Origin of the sequence: Enterobacter cloacae complex sp. SYL003, assembly GCF_049236925.1 — a bacterium.
Taxonomy (GTDB): domain Bacteria; phylum Pseudomonadota; class Gammaproteobacteria; order Enterobacterales; family Enterobacteriaceae; genus Enterobacter; species Enterobacter intestinihominis.
In genome coordinates this window covers 44,277-62,230 of the sequence record NZ_JBMKJK010000009.1, presented here as the reverse complement: position 1 = coordinate 62,230, position 17,954 = coordinate 44,277, and the positions used below count along the sequence as shown (strand labels likewise).

At 53.6% G+C, this 17,954-nt stretch carries 16 protein-coding genes; 5 read left to right on the top strand and 11 right to left on the bottom strand.

Features of this window, described 5'->3' with window-relative positions:
* Positions 1–16 precede the first annotated feature (16 nt).
* Positions 17–475, bottom strand: coding sequence for an Lrp/AsnC family transcriptional regulator (locus tag ACOT1A_RS13280; protein WP_022647254.1), 459 nt, complete (start codon positions 473–475; stop codon positions 17–19).
* Positions 476–590: 115 nt separating this feature from the next.
* On the opposite strand from ACOT1A_RS13280, the gene ACOT1A_RS13275 reads away from it, so the two are divergent.
* Positions 591–1,637, top strand: a complete 1,047-nt coding sequence (locus ACOT1A_RS13275) for a PLP-dependent cysteine synthase family protein (protein WP_023299455.1) — start codon at positions 591–593, stop codon at positions 1,635–1,637.
* A gap of 41 nt (positions 1,638–1,678) precedes the next feature.
* On the opposite strand, the gene cof is transcribed toward ACOT1A_RS13275, so the two are convergent.
* The gene (gene cof, locus ACOT1A_RS13270) at positions 1,679–2,497 is read right to left on the bottom strand and encodes an HMP-PP phosphatase (RefSeq protein ID WP_276170052.1); all 819 of its coding nucleotides are present in this window, start codon (positions 2,495–2,497) and stop codon (positions 1,679–1,681) included.
* A gap of 101 nt (positions 2,498–2,598) precedes the next feature.
* Between cof and ACOT1A_RS13265 the strand changes: the two genes are divergently transcribed.
* Together ACOT1A_RS13265 and queC are read left to right on the top strand one after the other, a co-directional pair.
* Positions 2,599–4,299, top strand: coding sequence for an SgrR family transcriptional regulator (locus ACOT1A_RS13265; protein ID WP_276170051.1), 1,701 nt, complete (start codon positions 2,599–2,601; stop codon positions 4,297–4,299).
* Between the two features lie 66 nt (positions 4,300–4,365).
* Positions 4,366–5,061, top strand: coding sequence for a 7-cyano-7-deazaguanine synthase QueC (gene queC / locus ACOT1A_RS13260; RefSeq protein WP_022647250.1), 696 nt, complete (start codon positions 4,366–4,368; stop codon positions 5,059–5,061).
* Positions 5,062–5,123: 62 nt separating this feature from the next.
* Here queC and ACOT1A_RS13255 read toward each other — a convergent pair whose 3' ends face one another.
* The 9 genes from ACOT1A_RS13255 to bolA form a co-directional block, all read right to left on the bottom strand.
* Entirely contained in the window at positions 5,124–5,522 is a 399-nt protein-coding gene (locus tag ACOT1A_RS13255) for a YbgC/FadM family acyl-CoA thioesterase (RefSeq protein WP_017694410.1), read from the bottom strand.
* Between the two features lie 97 nt (positions 5,523–5,619).
* Complete coding sequence (locus ACOT1A_RS13250) at positions 5,620–6,000, bottom strand: helix-hairpin-helix domain-containing protein (RefSeq protein WP_022647249.1); 381 nt, start codon at positions 5,998–6,000, stop codon at positions 5,620–5,622.
* Between the two features lie 148 nt (positions 6,001–6,148).
* On the bottom strand, positions 6,149–8,020 hold the full coding sequence (gene ppiD / locus ACOT1A_RS13245) for a peptidylprolyl isomerase (RefSeq protein ID WP_032624745.1): 1,872 nt from the start codon (positions 8,018–8,020) through the stop codon (positions 6,149–6,151).
* 212 nt (positions 8,021–8,232) lie between these two features.
* Positions 8,233–8,505, bottom strand: a complete 273-nt coding sequence (gene hupB, locus ACOT1A_RS13240) for a nucleoid-associated protein HU-beta (RefSeq protein ID WP_002444653.1) — start codon at positions 8,503–8,505, stop codon at positions 8,233–8,235.
* 210 nt (positions 8,506–8,715) lie between these two features.
* Positions 8,716–11,070 (bottom strand): endopeptidase La, encoded by a 2,355-nt coding sequence (gene lon, locus ACOT1A_RS13235; protein ID WP_006809878.1) that lies wholly within the window; start codon positions 11,068–11,070, stop codon positions 8,716–8,718.
* A gap of 184 nt (positions 11,071–11,254) precedes the next feature.
* Positions 11,255–12,529 carry an ATP-dependent protease ATP-binding subunit ClpX gene (gene clpX, locus ACOT1A_RS13230; RefSeq protein ID WP_006809879.1) on the bottom strand — a complete coding sequence of 425 codons (1,275 nt, stop codon included), beginning with the start codon at positions 12,527–12,529 and terminating at the stop codon, positions 11,255–11,257.
* Between the two features lie 127 nt (positions 12,530–12,656).
* Complete coding sequence (gene clpP / locus ACOT1A_RS13225) at positions 12,657–13,280, bottom strand: ATP-dependent Clp endopeptidase proteolytic subunit ClpP (protein ID WP_006809880.1); 624 nt, start codon at positions 13,278–13,280, stop codon at positions 12,657–12,659.
* Positions 13,281–13,540: 260 nt separating this feature from the next.
* Entirely contained in the window at positions 13,541–14,839 is a 1,299-nt protein-coding gene (gene tig / locus ACOT1A_RS13220) for a trigger factor (RefSeq protein WP_006809881.1), read from the bottom strand.
* Positions 14,840–15,170: 331 nt separating this feature from the next.
* Positions 15,171–15,488 carry a transcriptional regulator BolA gene (bolA, locus tag ACOT1A_RS13215; RefSeq protein ID WP_003859051.1) on the bottom strand — a complete coding sequence of 106 codons (318 nt, stop codon included), beginning with the start codon at positions 15,486–15,488 and terminating at the stop codon, positions 15,171–15,173.
* Positions 15,489–15,791: 303 nt separating this feature from the next.
* Here bolA and ACOT1A_RS13210 point away from each other — a divergent pair, with 303 nt between their 5' ends.
* Entirely contained in the window at positions 15,792–16,370 is a 579-nt protein-coding gene (locus ACOT1A_RS13210) for a lipoprotein (protein ID WP_022647246.1), read from the top strand.
* A gap of 45 nt (positions 16,371–16,415) precedes the next feature.
* Complete coding sequence (gene ampG / locus ACOT1A_RS13205) at positions 16,416–17,891, top strand: muropeptide MFS transporter AmpG (RefSeq protein WP_063147915.1); 1,476 nt, start codon at positions 16,416–16,418, stop codon at positions 17,889–17,891.
* Positions 17,892–17,954: the final 63 nt, after the last annotated feature.

The window sequence follows — 17,954 nt, the reverse complement described above, 5'->3', positions numbered from 1 at the left end:
AAGATATTTTATGAAGTTATTCAATGGGTAACGCTGTGGTGTATTTAATCTGTTCCATGGCGAAACTGGAGGTGACATCGGACAAGCCCGGTACGCTATTGACCAGCCGCTTGTAAAAATCATCGTAGCGCTTCATGTCTGCCACCTGAACACGCATCAGATAGTCGTATTCCCCCGCCATGCGCCAGAAGCCGAGCACCTCGGGCATGTCGGAAACCTGGGTGACGAAGCGGCTGTACCATTCGCTGCTGTGATGCTGCGTTTTTATCAGGACGAAGGCGGTCAGTCCAAGCCCCAGTTTTTCGGGGTCCAGCAGCGCCACACGTCCCAGCAGAATGCCATCGTCTTCCAGCTTCTTGAGGCGCTTCCAGCACGGTGTGGTGGTCAGATTAACGGCATCTGCCAGCGCCTGCAAAGAGAGGGTGCAGTCGCTTTGCAGCAAAGAAAGCAGCTTGCGGTCAATTTTATCTAGCATATCCACCTCCCAGAGAAAATTATTCTCCTTACATTCTATTTTAAAGGCCAGATAGCAACAATTTTTTCTGTGCTTTTCGCTATGCTGGGCACAAAATGACAAACGGATAACTACGATGAATAGCACCTGGGTTAAACATGCCATCAGCGAAATAAATGCCGACTATCAGCGCTCGGCAGACACCCATTTGATCCGCCTGCCTTTGCCTGGATTTCCCGGCATTCAGCTTTACCTGAAGGATGAAAGTACCCATCCTACCGGCAGCCTGAAGCATCGCCTGGCGCGTTCACTCTTTTTATACGGTTTATGTAACGGCTGGATTAAAGAAGGCACCACGATTATTGAATCGTCGTCCGGATCAACTGCCGTCTCAGAGGCCTACTTTGCCCGCCTGCTGGGCCTGCCGTTTATCGCTGTGATGCCCTCCTGCACGGCGAAACGTAAAGTTGAACAGATCGAATTTTACGGCGGACGCTGCCACTTTGTGGAAAGCGCCTGCGAAATCTATGCGGCCTCCGAAATGCTGGCCCGCGAACTAAATGGTCACTATATGGACCAGTTCACCTTCGCCGAGCGCGCCACCGACTGGCGCGGCAATAATAACATTGCGGACAGCATTTTCCGCCAGATGACCCACGAGCCACATCCCGTCCCCTCTTACATTGTCATGAGCGCGGGCACGGGCGGAACCTCCGCCACCATCGGACGTTATATCCGCTGTCAGGGTTATGATACGCAGCTGATGGTGGTTGACCCTCAGAACTCGGTGTTCCTTGATTACTGGCAATCTCGCGATGCCAGCCTGCGCAGCCCTGTGGGGAGCAAGATCGAAGGAATTGGTCGCCCGCGCGTCGAACCCTCGTTCATTCCGGACGTTGTGGATGAGATGCTCCGCGTGCCGGACGCCGCCAGCGTCGCGACGGCGCACTGGCTGGAGACACAGCTTGGCCGTAAGGTCGGAGCCTCTACCGGCACCAATATGTGGGGGGCGCTACAACTGGCCGCGAGAATGCGTGAAGAAGGCCTTAGCGGCTCTGTCGTCACGCTGCTGTGCGACAGCGGGGAACGCTACCTGGACACCTATTACAACGCAGAATGGGTACAGGCCAATATTGGCGATGTTGAACCGTGGAAAGCGCAGATTTTGCATCTGGTGAAATAAAAAAAAGCCAGGCTTTAGCCTGGCTTGCTGGAAGGATCTCGCTATTCGGGGGAATATGGGAGGTTATTTTTGTCCAGCCAATGCGTCAAAAAATGGGACACCGCTTCGTTACGACAGTGTCCGATAACCGGTAAATGCGGGAGCGCGGCGATAAGTTGCGGCATCGCGTTCCCCATAATCAGCCCACGACCTACGCTGCTCAGCATCTCGTGGTCGTTCATGGCGTCACCAAAGGCCATACAGTCCTGCATCGTCAGCCCCAGACGATCGCTCAGCACCGCCAGCGCAGATCCTTTGTTACAGCCCACCGGCAACACTTCAAGACAGTCCACCGCCGAGAAGGTCAGGTGCGCCCGGTCACCCAGCACCTCGTTAAGCTGAATACGCAGGCGGCAGAGATCGTCGTGATCGCCGCAGAAGCAGATCTTGGTTACCTTGTGTGCCGGAATGCGGCGCAAATCGATGAGCTGATATTTAAAGCCACTGTAAACGTGAGCGTGCAGCAAGGCCGGGATCTCACGCCCGGTAAACCAGCCTTCATCGTTAAAAACATGCACGCTGGCCTGCGTATCCCAAGTGCTGTGCAGGACGATGTCCGCCACTTCCGGATCAAGATCCTGACGGTGCAGCACATCGCCCTCGACGGAGTGAATGCGCGTCCCGTTGCCGGTGATCAGGAACGCATCGAGGGCAAATGTTCCCAGCAGATGGCGCATCTCCAGCACATGACGACCAGTGGCAAACGTCAGGGTGACTTCACGCTCGCGCAGGCGCTTAAGTGTGTTCAGGGTTTTCTCCCCTAAACGGTGATCCGGCATTAACAGCGTGCCGTCCATATCAAATGCAGCGAGCCGAGCCATAATTACTCCCGAAATGTGATGCGGTTAACTTGTGCATCAGTATTACGTGAGATATACGGAAGTAATAGTGAATAGATGATAATTATTGTTCCGGGTTTTTCATGCGCCAGCTTAACCGTCTTAACCAGTATCAGCGTCTGTGGCACCCCTCCGCCGGCGCAACGCAGCAGGTGACCATCAGTGAACTTGCCAGCCGCTGCTTTTGCAGCGAGCGACATGTACGCACCCTGCTGCGCCAGGCGCAGGAGGCGGGCTGGCTAAGCTGGCACGCCCGCTCCGGACGAGGAAAGCGTGGGGAATTACGCTTTCACGTCACCCCGGATTCGTTGCGTAATACGATGATGGAAGAGGCCCTGAAAAGTGGACAGCAGCACAACGCGCTGGAGCTGGCCCAGCTCGCGCCTGAAGATTTGCGATCGCTGCTGCATCCGTTTATGGGCGGGCAATGGCAGAACGATACGCCGACGCTGCGTATTCCCTACTATCGCTCGCTGGAGCCGCTTCAGCCGGGGTTTCTCCCTGGCCGGGCGGAGCAGCATCTGGCGGGACAGGTATTCTCTGGTTTGATGCGTTTTAATGGTAACAGCAGTGAACCCACGGGCGATCTGGCGCATCACTGGGAAGTCTCTGCTGACGGCCTGCGTTGGCATTTCTACATACGCTCCACCCTGCACTGGCATAACGGCGATAAAATAGAGACGGCACAGCTCAGGCAAAGCCTGACGGCGCTGCTATCGCAGCCCGGCATGGACACGCTTTTCCGCAGCGTCTTACGTATCGAAACCACGCATCCGCAAAGCCTGACGTTTATTCTGCATCAACCTGACTATTGGCTGGCGCACAGGCTGGCAACCTACTGTAGCCGTCTGGCGCATCCTGATTACCCCGTGGTGGGCAGCGGTCCCTTTCGGCTGAGCGTTTTTGAGCCTGAACTGGTGCGTCTGGAAAGCCACGAGCAGTATCATCTTGGCCATCCGTTGCTTAAGGCTATCGAGTACTGGATCACGCCCCAGCTTTTTGACTACAGTCTGGGCACCAGCTGTCGCCACCCGGTGCAAATCGCCATTGGCGAGGCCGACGAGCTGGCCAGCCTGCGGCTGGTGAGTAACAGCACCAGTCTGGGCTTCTGCTACCTCACGCTGAAACAAAGTCCGCGTCTGAGCGAACTTCAGGCAAAGCGGCTGATTAATATCATTCATCTCTCAACGCTGCTGCACACGCTTCCCCTGAACGAAGGGCTCATCACTCCTACCGAGGAACTGCTTCCCGGCTGGGCGATCCCCCAGTGGACTGATTTAACCGACGTTGTGCTGCCAGAGGCATTGACGCTTGTCTACCACCTGCCGGTTGAGCTTCACACCATGGCCAGTCAGTTAAAAGCATACCTTGCGCGGCAGGGGTGTGAACTGACCGTCATCTTTCACGACGCCAAGACGTGGGACGGTTGCCAGCAGCTTGCCGATGCAGACATCATGATGGGAGACAGACTGATTGGCGAAGCGCCAGCGTACACCCTTGAGCAATGGCTCCGCTGCGATGCGCTCTGGCCGCATCTGTTGAGCGCACCGGCATACGCCCATTTGCAGGCCACGCTGGATGCGGTGCAGACGCAGGCCGACGAACGTGACCGACACGCAGGACTTCAGGCTATCTTCAGCCGATTAATGGAGACAGCCGTCCTGACACCGCTCTTTAACTACCAGTATCAAATCAGCGCTCCTCCGGGCGTCAACGGAATACGCCTTAACACTCGCGGCTGGTTTGACTTCACCGAAGCCTGGCTTCCTCCACCAAACGCGTGAAGAAGCTGGTCGCCGCTTTAGCCAGGCGTTAACATGACGCTTTTACCGTAACTGTCGAGATGATCTATGAAACGTGCCGTCGTCGTGTTCAGCGGAGGACAAGATTCCACAACCTGCCTGATTCAGGCACTTCACCAGTATGATGAAGTGCATTGCGTCACTTTTGATTATGGTCAGCGTCATCGCGCTGAAATCGATGTCGCTCGTGAACTGGCCCTCAAACTGGGCGCCCGCGCTCATAAAGTGCTGGACGTGACGCTGTTAAATGAACTGGCCGTCAGCAGCCTCACCCGCGACAGCATTCCGGTTCCTGATTACGAACCGGATGCCAGCGGCATTCCGAATACTTTCGTACCTGGGCGTAATATTCTCTTCCTGACCCTGACGGCAATCTATGCCTACCAGGTGAAAGCCGAAGCGGTGATCACGGGCGTATGTGAGACCGACTTCTCTGGCTACCCGGACTGTCGGGATGAATTCGTGAAAGCACTCAATCACGCCGTCGATCTGGGTATGGCAAAAGAGACCCGCTTCGAAACGCCGCTGATGTGGCTGGATAAAGCCGAAACCTGGGCGCTGGCCGACTACTGGGGCAAGCTGGATATCGTTCGCAACGAGACCCTGACCTGCTACAACGGCATTAAAGGGGACGGCTGCGGGCAGTGTGCCGCCTGTAACCTGCGCGCGAACGGTCTGAATCATTATCTTGCGGATAAAGCGGGCGTGATGGCCGCGATGCAGAAAAAGACCGGTCTGAAATAAGGGCTAACTGTCCGCGCTGTCGTACAACAGGAGTCGACAGCGCGGGCATTCCTGAATATTACTTATGCGATCATCAGCTCCAGCTTTTCGCGCAACTCCCCTTCCAGCGGCAACGCTTTCTGGGTTTTGAGATCGATACAGACAAAGGTGATCAGCGCATCGGCCACCACCTGCCCTTCTGGCTCAAGCGTGACGACCTGGCTCAATACACCACTTTTGCCATTCAGTTGTTGGACCTCACTGGTCACGGTGAGCACATCCCCAAGCACAGCCGGGCGGCGGTAGTTAATGTTGATGTTGACGACCACAAACGCGATGTTGTGTGCGGTCAGCCACTGGAAGCTTTCGCTGTTCTCCAGGCCATCCCAGCGCGCCTCTTCAAGAAATTCAAGGTAGCGGGCGTTATTGACGTGCTGGTAAACATCGAGGTGATAACCACGGACTTTGATTTGTGTCTGCATAGCGCAATAGCCTTTCGTTGTTATAGGTTCAGAGGTCATAACTGGTATGACCTCTTTATCCTGGCAAATTTTTGCCGCAGTGCAAGTGATTACGCGATTACAGCGTCAGGTGTGCGAGATTGCGCTCAACCAGCGCGCTGCCCATACCCGGCACCTGCTTGAGATCGTCAAGGGTTTTAAAAGGACCGTACTCCTCGCGGTAGCTAACAATGGCCTGGGCTTTTTTAAGTCCCACACCGTTCATCACGCGCGCGAGCTCTTCTGCCGATGCCGAATTGATGCTGACTCGCGTACCGTCATCCTCTGCACTTTTACCGGCCTCAGTCGCTTTTGATTGCGTATGAGCCTGCGCAGCTGAGTCTGTTTTGGTCTGTGCAGCCTGCGCTTTAGCCGAGGGCGACGCCGCCAGCGCTCCCGCACTCATCCCGGAAGTGGCAATAGCCAGTGTAATTAACAGTGCTTTGATTCCACATTTCATGCTGTTTTCTCCTTGTTTGTTGACAGCCACGCCACGATAGCCGTACGAGAAAACAGGGACAAACAGCAGATTGCATAAATGGAAAAGGCCGCGAAAGCGGCCTTTAGTTTTTGCAGAGCGTTACGAAAATCTGCGAGCAGGTACGTAATTATTGCTCCTGAGTGACCACATCACCCAGCTTGATTTTGGCTTCTTTACGCAGGTTGCTCATCAACGCTTCGAAAGCAATCTGGGCATTGTTCTGGGTAATTCCCTGAACCATGGCCTTCTTCTGCGCGTCTGGCAGCGTGCCGGCTTTCACTTCATCCAGCGCCAGAACCACCACGTTACCCTGCATATCGGTCGTGGTGCCAAAGACAGGTTTGTCTTTCGCCGGCAGGCTCAGACCAAACGCCGCCTGGCTGACAGGATCCTGACCGGTACGGCTCAGCGTTTTGGCTTCGCCAAAGCTCAGGCCAGCCGCTTTCAGCGCATCGTTCTTACCGGCTTTCAGGTCGGCCAGAATTTTCTCTGCATCCAGTTTTGCCTGCTGTGCCGCTTTGTTGTGTTTCACCAGCGCCACCACCTGATCTTTCACTTCCTCCAGGGGCTTCACTGCCTCGGCTTTGTGCTCGCTGACGCGCAGTACGAACGCACGGTCACCGTCAACGGTAATGATGTCTGAGTTGCTGCCCGGCGTACCGTTCTCACCTACCAGACCACCATTGAAAATGGCATCTGAAACCGGTTTGAAGTTCAGTTCTTCCGGCAGATTTTCATGGCTGAACCAGCCCGTCTCAACCGCTTTCACGCCAGCAGCCTGCTCAGCGCCCGCCAGTGATTCGTTGTCGTTGCTTGCGGCATCGCTCACTTTCTGTTGCAGAGCATAGAAGGCGTCCAGCGCTTTCTCCTGCTTCACTTTCGCAGCGATATCATCACGAACGTCAGCCAGCGGCTTGGTTTTCGCCGCCACGACATCGTCCAGACGCGCCACCAGGAAGCCAACGGAGGATTTGATTACACCAGACAGTTGGCCTTTCTCTTTAAGACCCGCATTTTTCAGCTCGTCCGGGGTAGTGGAATCTTCCAGCCAGCCCATATCACCACCGTTTTTGGCAGAAATAATGTCGGTGGATTTTGCTTTCGCCACGGTCGCGAAATCAGCGCCTTTGTTCAGCTCGTCCAGCACGGCTTTTGCTTCTGCTTCCGTTTTGGTCTGGATCACGCTGTAACGGTTACGCTGCGGCTGAGTGAACTGATCCTGATGCTGGTCGTAATAAGACTGGATCTCGGCGTCAGTCGCGTTTTTCTGCATCGCAGCTGCATCCAGCTTGATATAGCTTACGCGGAACTGTTCAGGAGAGATGAAGTTGTTCTTGTTTTGCTCATAGTAAGCATTAACTTCAGCGTCGCTAACCTGCTGTTTCGCCGCCAGTGCATTGACATCAATCGTCGCTTCACGCACCACGCGTTGCTGAGCCACCAGTGCCGCCAGCGCTTCAGTTTCGCCTTTCAGCATGAAATCGGTGCCCACCACCGCGTTGATCAGCTGTTGCGTGGTCAACTGGTTACGCAGCGCCTGTGCGTACTGGTCAGCCGTCATCCCCATCTGGTTAACAATGCTGTTGTAACGCGCGTTGTCGAACTTCCCATTAGACTGGAAAGCCTGCGTCGAGAAGATGGCTTTTTTAACCTGCTCATCGCTGATGCCCAGACCGAGGCTTTTCGCGTACTGGTCCAGCAGCGCTTCGTCGATAAGGCGGTTCAGCGTCTGCTGACGCAGGTTTTTCATATAGCCTTCGTTGGCTGCAAGTTCAGAGTATTGGTCGCCCAGCTGTTGCTGCATGCGGTTACGTTCACCAGCAAAAGCGTTCTCGAACTGCCCACGGCTAATTTCCTGGCCATTCACTTTTGCGGCGTAGTTCGCGCCACCGCCGATGAGGTAACTACTCACACCGGTCAATATGAACGACACGATAATGATACCGAAAATAATCTTGAGCACGAGACTGTTAGCAGCCGTGCGTAAGCTGTCCATCATGGTGTAACAACACTCCGCTGTAGGTGACTGGTTACCTGACGCTGACGGAAAATCCTGACCGTCGCGCGTAAAGGCGTATTGTGACAAGAAAACAGGGCAATTGTCAGCCCACAACTCGCATAAACTCGCACAAATCAGGTCTGGACAAACAAAAAAGGCACATCAAACGATGCGCCCTTGTACTTTTCAGCTTCCCTGGAGCGGGAAAGCAATCAATTTACTGCGTCTTTCAGCGCCTTACCTGCACGGAAACCCGGCACTTTAGCGGCAGCAATGGTGATCTCTTTACCGGTCTGCGGGTTGCGGCCAGTACGGGCAGCACGCTCTTTAACCGCAAAAGTACCGAAGCCTACCAGTGCAACGTCGTCCCCAGCTTGCAGAGATTCAGTAACAGAAGCAATTAAAGCATCTAAAGCACGTCCAGCTGCAGCTTTAGAAATATCAGCACCCGCAGCAATTTTGTCAATCAGTTGAGATTTATTCACTGTTCTCTTCCTCTCTTTATAATTTATATCGCACCTGAATCCTTCACAGCGCGACCGCGCAGCAGTTATATCAGTCCTGCTATGACCTTACAACACCCGTTGTTGATGGCTAACCCAATCAGCAATCTAAATTAGCTATACAAAAAAAGGCTGGCAAGTACGAAATGACTTACCAGCCTTGTTTTTATTAGCGCTCTTTGCGCGAGGTCACTATTTTGCGGTTACAACCTGCATTCCGGACGGTTCATTTTGCAGTGCGAGAGTCAGAACTTCCTCAATGCGTTTCACCGGATGGATCTGCAAATCGGCAATAACGTTGTCCGGAATCTCTTCCAGATCGCGTTTATTCTCGTAAGGAATCAATACGGTTTTGATCCCACCACGGTGTGCCGCCAGCAGTTTTTCTTTTAACCCGCCGATGGGCAGTACCTGACCACGCAGGGTAATTTCACCAGTCATGGCCACATCAGCACGGACCGGGTTCCCCGTCAGGCAGGAAACCAGCGCCGTACACATAGCAATACCCGCGCTTGGGCCATCTTTCGGCGTCGCCCCTTCCGGAACGTGAACGTGAATGTCGCGTTTTTCGTAGAAATCCGGGTTGATACCCAGTTTTTCCGCGCGCGCACGCACCACGGTCAACGCTGCCTGGATGGACTCCTGCATCACTTCACCGAGCGAGCCAGTGTAGGTCAGCTTGCCTTTACCCGGTACACAGGCGGTTTCAATGGTCAGCAGATCGCCACCCACTTCCGTCCACGCCAGTCCAGTCACCTGACCAACGCGGTTTTCGTTGTCCGCACGGCCATAGTCGAAGCGCTGAACGCCGAGGTAAGCATGCAGATTGTCGCCGTTAATCACGATGTGCTTCAGGCTCTTATCCAGCAGCAGCTGCTTAACCGCCTTACGGCACAGTTTAGAGATCTCACGCTCAAGGCTACGCACGCCCGCTTCACGGGTGTAGTAACGAATAATGCCGACAATAGCGCTGTCCTCAACGGTCAGCTCGTTAGCTTTCAGCGCGTTACGTTCAATCTGCTTCGGCAGCAGGTGCTGCTTAGCAATGTTCAGCTTCTCGTCTTCGGTATAACCGGACAGACGGATCACTTCCATACGGTCCAGCAGCGGTGCCGGAATGTTCATGGAATTCGACGTCGCCACGAACATCACATCGCTCAGGTCGTAGTCGACTTCCAGATAGTGATCGCTGAACGCCACGTTCTGCTCTGGATCAAGCACTTCAAGCAGCGCCGACGCCGGATCGCCACGCATGTCCGAAGACATTTTGTCGATCTCGTCGAGGAGGAACAGCGGGTTTTTGACGCCCACTTTCGCCATCTTCTGGATCAGCTTGCCCGGCATAGAACCGATATAGGTACGGCGGTGACCGCGGATTTCCGCTTCATCACGCACGCCGCCCAGCGCCATACGGATGTACTTACGTCCGGTCGCTTTGGCGATGGACTGGCCCAGAGAGGTTTTACCCACCCCTGGAGGCCCTACCAGGCACAAGATTGGACCTTTGATTTTGTTCACACGGCTCTGTACCGCGAGGTACTCAAGAATGCGGTCTTTCACACGTTCCAGGCCATAGTGGTCGGTATCAAGGATTTCCTGTGCCTGACGCAGGTCTTTTTTGACCTTGCTGCGGGCATTCCATGGAACCTGAACCATCCACTCAATGTAGCCGCGTACAACGGTCGCTTCCGCCGACATCGGAGACATCATTTTCAGCTTCTGCAACTCAGCTTCGGCTTTCTCTTTCGCCTCTTTCGGCATCTTCGCCGCGTCGATCTTACGCTTCAGCGCTTCGTTTTCATCCGGCGCATCGTCCATCTCGCCGAGCTCTTTCTGAATGGCTTTCATTTGCTCGTTCAGATAGTACTCACGCTGCGATTTTTCCATCTGCTTTTTGACGCGGTTGCGAATGCGCTTCTCAACCTGGAGCAGATCGATCTCAGACTCCATCATCGCCATCAGGTATTCCAGACGTTCGTTAACGTCGGACATTTCCAGCACGGACTGTTTGTCAGCCAGCTTCAGCGGCATGTGCGCAGCGATGGTATCCGCCAGACGTGCAGGATCGTCGATGCTGTTCAGCGACGTCAGCACTTCAGGTGGGATTTTCTTGTTCAGCTTGATGTAGCCTTCAAACTGGCTGATCGCGGTGCGTACCAGCACTTCCTGCTCGCGCTCATCAAGTTCCGGTGAATCAAGGTACTCTGCCTTCGCAGAGAAGTGCTCGCCATCGTCTGACAGAGTGGTAATACGCGCGCGCTGTAAGCCTTCCACCAGCACCTTCACGGTGCCATCTGGCAGCTTCAGCATCTGCAAAATAGAGGCCACGGTCCCGACGGTGAAAAGATCGTTTACACCCGGCTCATCCGTTGATGCTTCCTTCTGCGCAACCAACATGATTTTTTTATCATGATCCATGGCGGCTTCGAGGCAACGGATAGATTTTTCCCGCCCTACAAATAAGGGTATGACCATGTGCGGATAAACCACCACATCGCGCAACGGCAATACGGGGATTTCAATGCGTTCAGAACGCTCAGGATTCATAGAGCTCTCTCTTAGTTTAGTGTCCGCCAGGTAAACTGGTCATGTAACTGTGCTTCACACAACCATTAACATGTAATCCAGTATATGGGGATGTTTCCCATACATTCAACGCCATGAATACGGAAAAAGTAAAGGGGAGATAAAATCCCCCCTTTTTGATTAACTGATTGTATGAAATGGTGAATTATTCGCCAGATGCCTGCTGCGCTTCCGGTTTACCGTAAATCAGTAACGGCTTGGTCTGGCCACCAATGACGGACTCGTCGATCACGACTTTTTCGACATCTTCCATAGAAGGGAGATCGTACATCGTGTCGAGCAATGCTGCTTCCACGATAGAACGCAGGCCACGGGCACCGGTTTTACGCGCCATCGCTTTCTTGGCAATCGCGTCCAGTGCTTCGTCACGGAATTCCAGCTCAACGCCTTCCAGATTAAACAGCGCCTGATACTGCTTGGTCAGCGCGTTTTTCGGCTCTTTCAGGATCTGAATCAGCGCGTCTTCGCTCAGTTCGTTCAGGGTCGCCACAACCGGCAGACGGCCGATAAATTCCGGAATCAAACCAAATTTGATCAGATCTTCCGGTTCAACCTGCGCCAGCAGCTGGCCTTCGTTTGGTTTTTCAGACGTAGCTTTCACCGTTGCGCCAAAACCAATGCCGGAGCCGGTTTCCACACGGTGTGAGATCACTTTATCCAGGCCTGCAAACGCACCACCACAGATAAACAGGATCTTGGAGGTATCAACCTGCAAGAATTCCTGCTGCGGATGTTTACGCCCACCCTGCGGTGGAACAGCCGCAACCGTACCTTCAATCAGCTTCAGGAGCGCCTGCTGCACGCCTTCGCCCGAGACGTCACGGGTGATGGATGGGTTGTCTGATTTACGGGAGATTTTGTCAATCTCATCGATATAGACGATCCCGCGCTGGGCTTTCTGTACGTCGTAATCGCACTTCTGGAGCAGCTTCTGGATAATATTTTCAACGTCTTCGCCCACATAACCGGCTTCGGTCAGGGTGGTGGCATCCGCCATGGTGAACGGAACATCCAGCAGGCGCGCCAGCGTTTCCGCCAGCAACGTTTTACCGGAACCCGTAGGCCCGATCAGCAGAATGTTACTTTTGCCCAGTTCCACGCCATTGCTGGTATCGCCGTTACGCAGACGCTTGTAGTGGTTGTATACCGCCACCGCCAGCACTTTTTTCGCCTGCTCCTGACCAATGACATAGTCGTCCAGGTGGTGGCGAATCTCGTGTGGCGTTGGTAACGCGCTGCGCTCACGGTGCGGCGCGACTTCTTTAATCTCTTCGCGAATGATGTCGTTACATAAATCGACGCATTCGTCGCAGATATACACGGACGGCCCGGCAATCAGTTTACGCACTTCATGCTGGCTTTTGCCGCAAAAAGAGCAGTACAGCAGTTTGCCCGAACCATCTTTGCGTTTATCTGTCATGAGTCCAAACCTCTTTTTAAGTTCTATGTGCCGCACATGACGACGCAAATGCCATACTCAGACGCAAGCTGCTTACAGGCAACGTGCCGCCCTAAATTAGTATAGCGGCACACTCGCGTCGCGGGCATCAATTACGATGGGTCAAAATGGAGTCGACTAAGCCGTACTCAACTGCCTCAGGTGCAGACAGGAAGCGATCGCGCTCGGTATCGCGCTCGATCTGCTCGAGTGGTTGACCCGTATGCTGCGCCATAAGTTCATTCATGCGCGCTTTTACTTTCAGAATTTCTCGGGCGTGGATTTCAATATCCGTCGCCTGGCCCTGGTAACCACCCAGCGGCTGGTGAATCATCACGCGGGAGTTAGGCAGGCAGAAACGCTTACCTTTCGCCCCTGCGGTTAACAGGAAAGCCCCCATGGACGCCGCCTGTCCCATACAGATGGTGCTGACATCCGGCTTGATGAATTGCATGGTGTCATAAATAGACATGCCCGCCGTAATCACACCGCCCGGCGAGTTGATGTACAGGTAAATGTCTTTTTCCGGGTTTTCCGCTTCCAGGAACAGCATCTGCGCCACGATCAGGTTAGCCATATGGTCTTCCACCTGGCCGGTCAGAAAGATAACGCGTTCCTTGAGCAGACGGGAATAGATATCGAAAGATCGCTCACCGCGTGAGGTCTGTTCAATAACCATTGGCACCAGCGCCATATGGGGTGCAAAGTTATCTCGTTCGCCACTGTATGACATTTCCGTCTCCTGGTTCAAAATTGAAAACACCTGCTGTACTGATTGTAACCTTATGGACGGATTATCAGCCAGTCTCAATCATCGTGATTACATACTAATGGGGGTCGCCATGCCCTATTTCAAGCATAACAACGTTTTGTTGTAACGCTAACACTGAAAGGGCGTTTTAGCACCCTTCCAGGACTAAAGCTGTGATAAAAAAAACCCGTCGCCGGAGGGCAACGGGTTTTTTGTTCAAACTTTAAACCGTTGGGGCGAAATTACGCCTGCTGGTTCATCAGTTCGGTGAAAGAGGTCTCTTTTTCGGTTACTTTCGCTTTCGCCAGTACCGCTTCAACAGCCTGCTCTTCCAGTGCAACGTTGCGCATGTTGTCCATCAGCTCTTTGTTCTTACCGTAGAACTCGATCACTTCTGATGGATCTTCGTATGCAGAAGCCATCTCTTCGATCAGGCCTTTCACACGCTCTTCGTCAGCTTTCAGCTCGTGGGTACGAATCACTTCACCCAGCAGCAGGCCAACAACAACGCGACGTTTCGCTTGCTCTTCGAACAGCTCGCGTGGCAGTTCCATCGCTTGCTGCTGGTTGCCACCGAAGCGCTGTGCAGCCTGACGGCGCAGAACGTCGATTTCGCTGTCGATCAGGGCAGCAGGAACGTCGATGTCGTTCGCTTTCACCAGACCTTCAATCGCCTGAGACTTCACGCGGTTACGTACAGCGCCGTTCAGCTCGCGCTCCATGTTTTTACGCACTTCAGCACGCAGACCCGCAACAGAACCATCTTCCACGCCGAAACGCTTGATGAATTCTTCAGTCAGTTCTGGCAGTTCGCGCTCTTCAACTTTCTTCAGGTTGATGACGAACTTCGCTGCTTTACCTTTCAGATTTTCAGCGTGGTATTCTTCAGGGAAGGTCACGTCGATGGTGAACTCTTCGCCTGCTTTGTGGCCTTTGATACCGTCTTCGAAGCCTGGGATCATACGACCCTGACCCATCGCCAGTACGAAATCAGACGCTTTACCGCCTTCGAACTCTTCGCCGTCTACTGAACCGGTGAAGTCGATGGTTACGCGGTCTTCCGCGTCAACAGCGCCTTCTTTCTCTTTCCAGTTCGCCTGCTGCTTACGCAGGGTATCCAGCATGCCGTCAACGTCTTCGTCAGTCACGGAAACGATCGGTTTTTCAACTTCGATTGATTCCAGACCTTTCAGCTCAACTTCCGGGTACACTTCGAACTCTACGGAATAGGTGAAGTCTTCGCCCTGCTTGTATTCACCTGGAACGTAGTTTGGCGCGCCGGCTGGATTGATTTTTTCTTTGATGATCGCGTCGATAAAGTTGCGGCTCATCAGTTCACCCAGCACATCCTGACGCACGGAAGCGCCATAACGCTGAGCAACAACATTCATTGGTACTTTGCCCTTGCGGAAGCCGTCAATACGTACTTTTTTTGCTACGTTGACCAGCTCGCTTTTCACAGCAGTTTCGATGCTGTCAGCAGCGATAGTAATCGTTACACGGCGGCCAAGGCCTTGAGTGGTTTCAACTGAAACTTGCATCTTGTTACCTCAAAAAAATCACAGTGCTCGGTCAACTCTGAATCTGTCTGTTATACCGGGATGCTCTCTTATGTGCAGATTCACATTCCCTGTCGCCAGAATCATCCCGAAGACATTCAATAAGACGCGGCATTATAGCGGCATCACTTAGGTGAGTCGAGAACGGTTGGAGCATGTTGCTGCGGCTTTTTTCACACTTTAAGGCTATTTTTAGCCTTAAAAACGCGCCATCCGCTCAAAACTCAGACAAAACAAAACGGCCCGAAGGCCGTTTTGACGAAATCTGTAAGCAACATACTGGAAAAACTCCGGCGGTTGCAAATCCGATTTATCAGGCGATGGTGCCTGCACCCCGACAAGGCGGTGATGCGAATACCGTATCCTGCAGCCCTTCCCATTCCTTAATGGTGTAGGTATGCAGCGCCAGCGCATGTACGGTTGTGGAGAGTTCTTCCGTCAAGGTGCTGTAGATCAAGCGGTGTCGGTTCAGGAAACGTTCTCCCGTGAAGCGATCGCTGACCAGAACCACTTTGAAGTGGCTTTCAGAACCTGCCGGCACGTTATGACGATAGCTTTCGTCGACAACTTCGAGAAACACAGGGTTGAACGCTGCCCTTAATTTTTCTTCTATCTGTTCACGTATCATCATGAAATCACTCCTCCGACAACGCTAAGATGTCACCCATCCCTTTAAATATTAGCCGCTTTTACCGGTTCCATTACACCGTGACAACAAATATTTAGCTTTCGTCTGATTTTCTCATCCAAACGGATGAAGTTCACTATGAGGTTCATACGTTTTGTCACTTACAGGCAGAGAAAAGCGGAAAGGTGGTCAGTTTTCGGACAAGGCGATGAATTTACATGCGTTGACCACTTCCCCTGGCCGTTGGCGATGTTATGATGGCGGCAATTTTTCTCTCTTTGCTTACGATTCGTTGAGAACCCGAAAATGTTAAAAAAAATCTTCTTTCCGTTGGTAGCACTCTTTATGCTCGCCGGTTGCGCAACCCCGCCGACGACCATTGACGTTTCACCAAAAATTACCCTGCCTCAGCAGGATCCAAGCCTGATGGGCGTGACGGTCAGCATTAATGGTGCCGATCAGCGTCAGGACCAGGCGCTGGCGAAAGTGACTCGCGACAACCAGCAGGTTACGCTGACCGCTTCCCGCGACCTGCGCTTCCTGTTGCAGGAAGTACTGGAAAAACAGATGACCTCCCGTGGCTACATGATTGGCCCAAGCGGCGCGGTTGATCTGCAAATCATCGTGAACAACCTGTACGCTGACGTCTCCCAGGGTAACGTTCGCTACAACATTGCGACCAAAGCCGATATCTCCATCATCGCTACCGCGAAGAACGGCAACAAGATGAACAAAAACTACCGTGCAAGCTATTCCGTTGAAGGCGCATTCCAGGCCTCCAACAAAAATATCGCTAACGCGGTTAACAGCGTGCTGACTGACACCATTGCCGACATGGCACAGGACACCAGCATTCACGACTTCATCAAGCAGAACGCACGTTAATCCTGCTGACTGACCCGGTGCTTCACCGGGTCAGTTCATAAGAACATGTCCAGTCACTACTTACGCATTTTCCAGCAACCGAAATCAGCTATTCTGCTGATCCTGGGTTTCGCCTCCGGTTTACCCCTTGCGCTCACCTCCGGCACGTTACAGGCGTGGATGACGGTTGAGAACATCGATCTTAAAACCATTGGTTTCTTCTCACTCGTCGGCCAGGCTTACGTCTTTAAGTTCCTGTGGTCGCCAGTGATGGATCGCTATACCCCACCGTTCCTCGGGCGCCGTCGCGGCTGGTTAGTGATGACGCAGGTGCTGCTGTTGCTGGCCATTGCCGCAATGGGTTTCCTTGAACCGTCAACGCAGCTGCGCTGGATGGCCGCGCTTGCGGTGGTCATCGCCTTCTGCTCCGCCTCGCAGGACATTGTTTTTGACGCCTGGAAAACGGACGTCCTGCCAGCGGAAGAGCGTGGCGCCGGTGCGGCAATCAGCGTGCTCGGCTACCGCCTGGGTATGCTGGTTTCCGGCGGACTCGCACTGTGGCTTGCTGACCGCTATCTCGGCTGGCAGGGCATGTACTGGCTGATGGCCGCACTGCTGATCCCCTGCATTATTGCCACCCTGTTCGCGCCTGAACCGAGCGATGTGATCCCGGTTCCACGCTCGCTGGAGCAGGCCGTCGCCGCACCGCTGCGCGACTTCTTTGGTCGCAATAATGCCTGGCTGATCCTGCTGCTTATTGTCCTTTATAAGCTTGGCGACGCTTTCGCCATGAGTCTGACCACTACCTTCCTGATCCGCGGCGTCGGGTTTGATGCGGGCGAGGTCGGCGTGGTGAACAAAACCCTGGGGCTGTTTGCCACGATTGTCGGCGCGCTGTACGGCGGCGTATTGATGCAGCGCCTGACGCTGTTCCGCGCTCTGCTGATATTTGGCATCCTTCAGGGCGCATCGAATGCCGGTTACTGGCTGCTGTCGATCACCGACAAGAATATGATCAGTATGGGGACGGCGGTATTCTTTGAGAACCTGTGCGGCGGTATGGGCACTGCGGCATTTGTCGCCCTGCTGATGACGCTGTGCAATAAGTCATTTTCCGCTACCCAGTTTGCGCTGCTCTCTGCCCTTTCCGCCGTCGGGCGCGTATACGTTGGCCCCGTCGCGGGCTGGTTTGTTGAAGCCTACGGTTGGCCGACCTTTTATCTCTTCTCGGTGGTGGCGGCCGTGCCGGGGATTTTATTGCTGCTGGTCTGTCGCCAGACGCTGGAATATACCCAGCGGACGGAACACTTCATGCCGCGCACGGAATATCACGCTGCCTATCGGTTTGCCCTGCGTCTGCTAATGGCAGGTTGTCTTGCCCTGGTAGGGTGGCTCACGGTGCTCATCATGAATGCGACTACCGACTTTTCACTTCCTTTTGAAACCCTTCTGCTTGATGCAGGTGTGTTTCTCGCCCTGGCGGGGATCCTGACGGGTGGGATGCTGGATTTCATGTCATTACGAAAAACGCAGATGACATGAAGTAAAAAGCGAAAGGTTATTTCCCGTTGTAATAACAGCCCGAAATTATAACGGTGAAATAAC

Excerpts from the sequence above, each read along its gene's own strand:
- ampG (WP_063147915.1), top strand. The coding sequence starts at position 16,416 with ATGTCCAGTCACTACTTACGCATTTTCCAGCAACCGAAATCAGCTATT.
- queC (WP_022647250.1), top strand. The coding sequence starts at position 4,366 with ATGAAACGTGCCGTCGTCGTGTTCAGCGGAGGACAAGATTCCACAACC.
- clpP (WP_006809880.1), bottom strand. The coding sequence starts at position 13,280 with ATGTCATACAGTGGCGAACGAGATAACTTTGCACCCCATATGGCGCTG.
- clpX (WP_006809879.1), bottom strand. The coding sequence starts at position 12,529 with ATGACAGATAAACGCAAAGATGGTTCGGGCAAACTGCTGTACTGCTCT.
- ACOT1A_RS13210 (WP_022647246.1), top strand. The coding sequence starts at position 15,792 with ATGTTAAAAAAAATCTTCTTTCCGTTGGTAGCACTCTTTATGCTCGCC.
- lon (WP_006809878.1), bottom strand. The coding sequence starts at position 11,070 with ATGAATCCTGAGCGTTCTGAACGCATTGAAATCCCCGTATTGCCGTTG.
- cof (WP_276170052.1), bottom strand. The coding sequence starts at position 2,497 with ATGGCTCGGCTCGCTGCATTTGATATGGACGGCACGCTGTTAATGCCG.
- ppiD (WP_032624745.1), bottom strand. The coding sequence starts at position 8,020 with ATGATGGACAGCTTACGCACGGCTGCTAACAGTCTCGTGCTCAAGATT.
- ACOT1A_RS13280 (WP_022647254.1), bottom strand. The coding sequence starts at position 475 with ATGCTAGATAAAATTGACCGCAAGCTGCTTTCTTTGCTGCAAAGCGAC.
- ACOT1A_RS13250 (WP_022647249.1), bottom strand. The coding sequence starts at position 6,000 with ATGAAATGTGGAATCAAAGCACTGTTAATTACACTGGCTATTGCCACT.
- tig (WP_006809881.1), bottom strand. The coding sequence starts at position 14,839 with ATGCAAGTTTCAGTTGAAACCACTCAAGGCCTTGGCCGCCGTGTAACG.
- ACOT1A_RS13255 (WP_017694410.1), bottom strand. The coding sequence starts at position 5,522 with ATGCAGACACAAATCAAAGTCCGTGGTTATCACCTCGATGTTTACCAG.
- ACOT1A_RS13265 (WP_276170051.1), top strand. The coding sequence starts at position 2,599 with ATGCGCCAGCTTAACCGTCTTAACCAGTATCAGCGTCTGTGGCACCCC.
- bolA (WP_003859051.1), bottom strand. The coding sequence starts at position 15,488 with ATGATGATACGTGAACAGATAGAAGAAAAATTAAGGGCAGCGTTCAAC.
- ACOT1A_RS13275 (WP_023299455.1), top strand. The coding sequence starts at position 591 with ATGAATAGCACCTGGGTTAAACATGCCATCAGCGAAATAAATGCCGAC.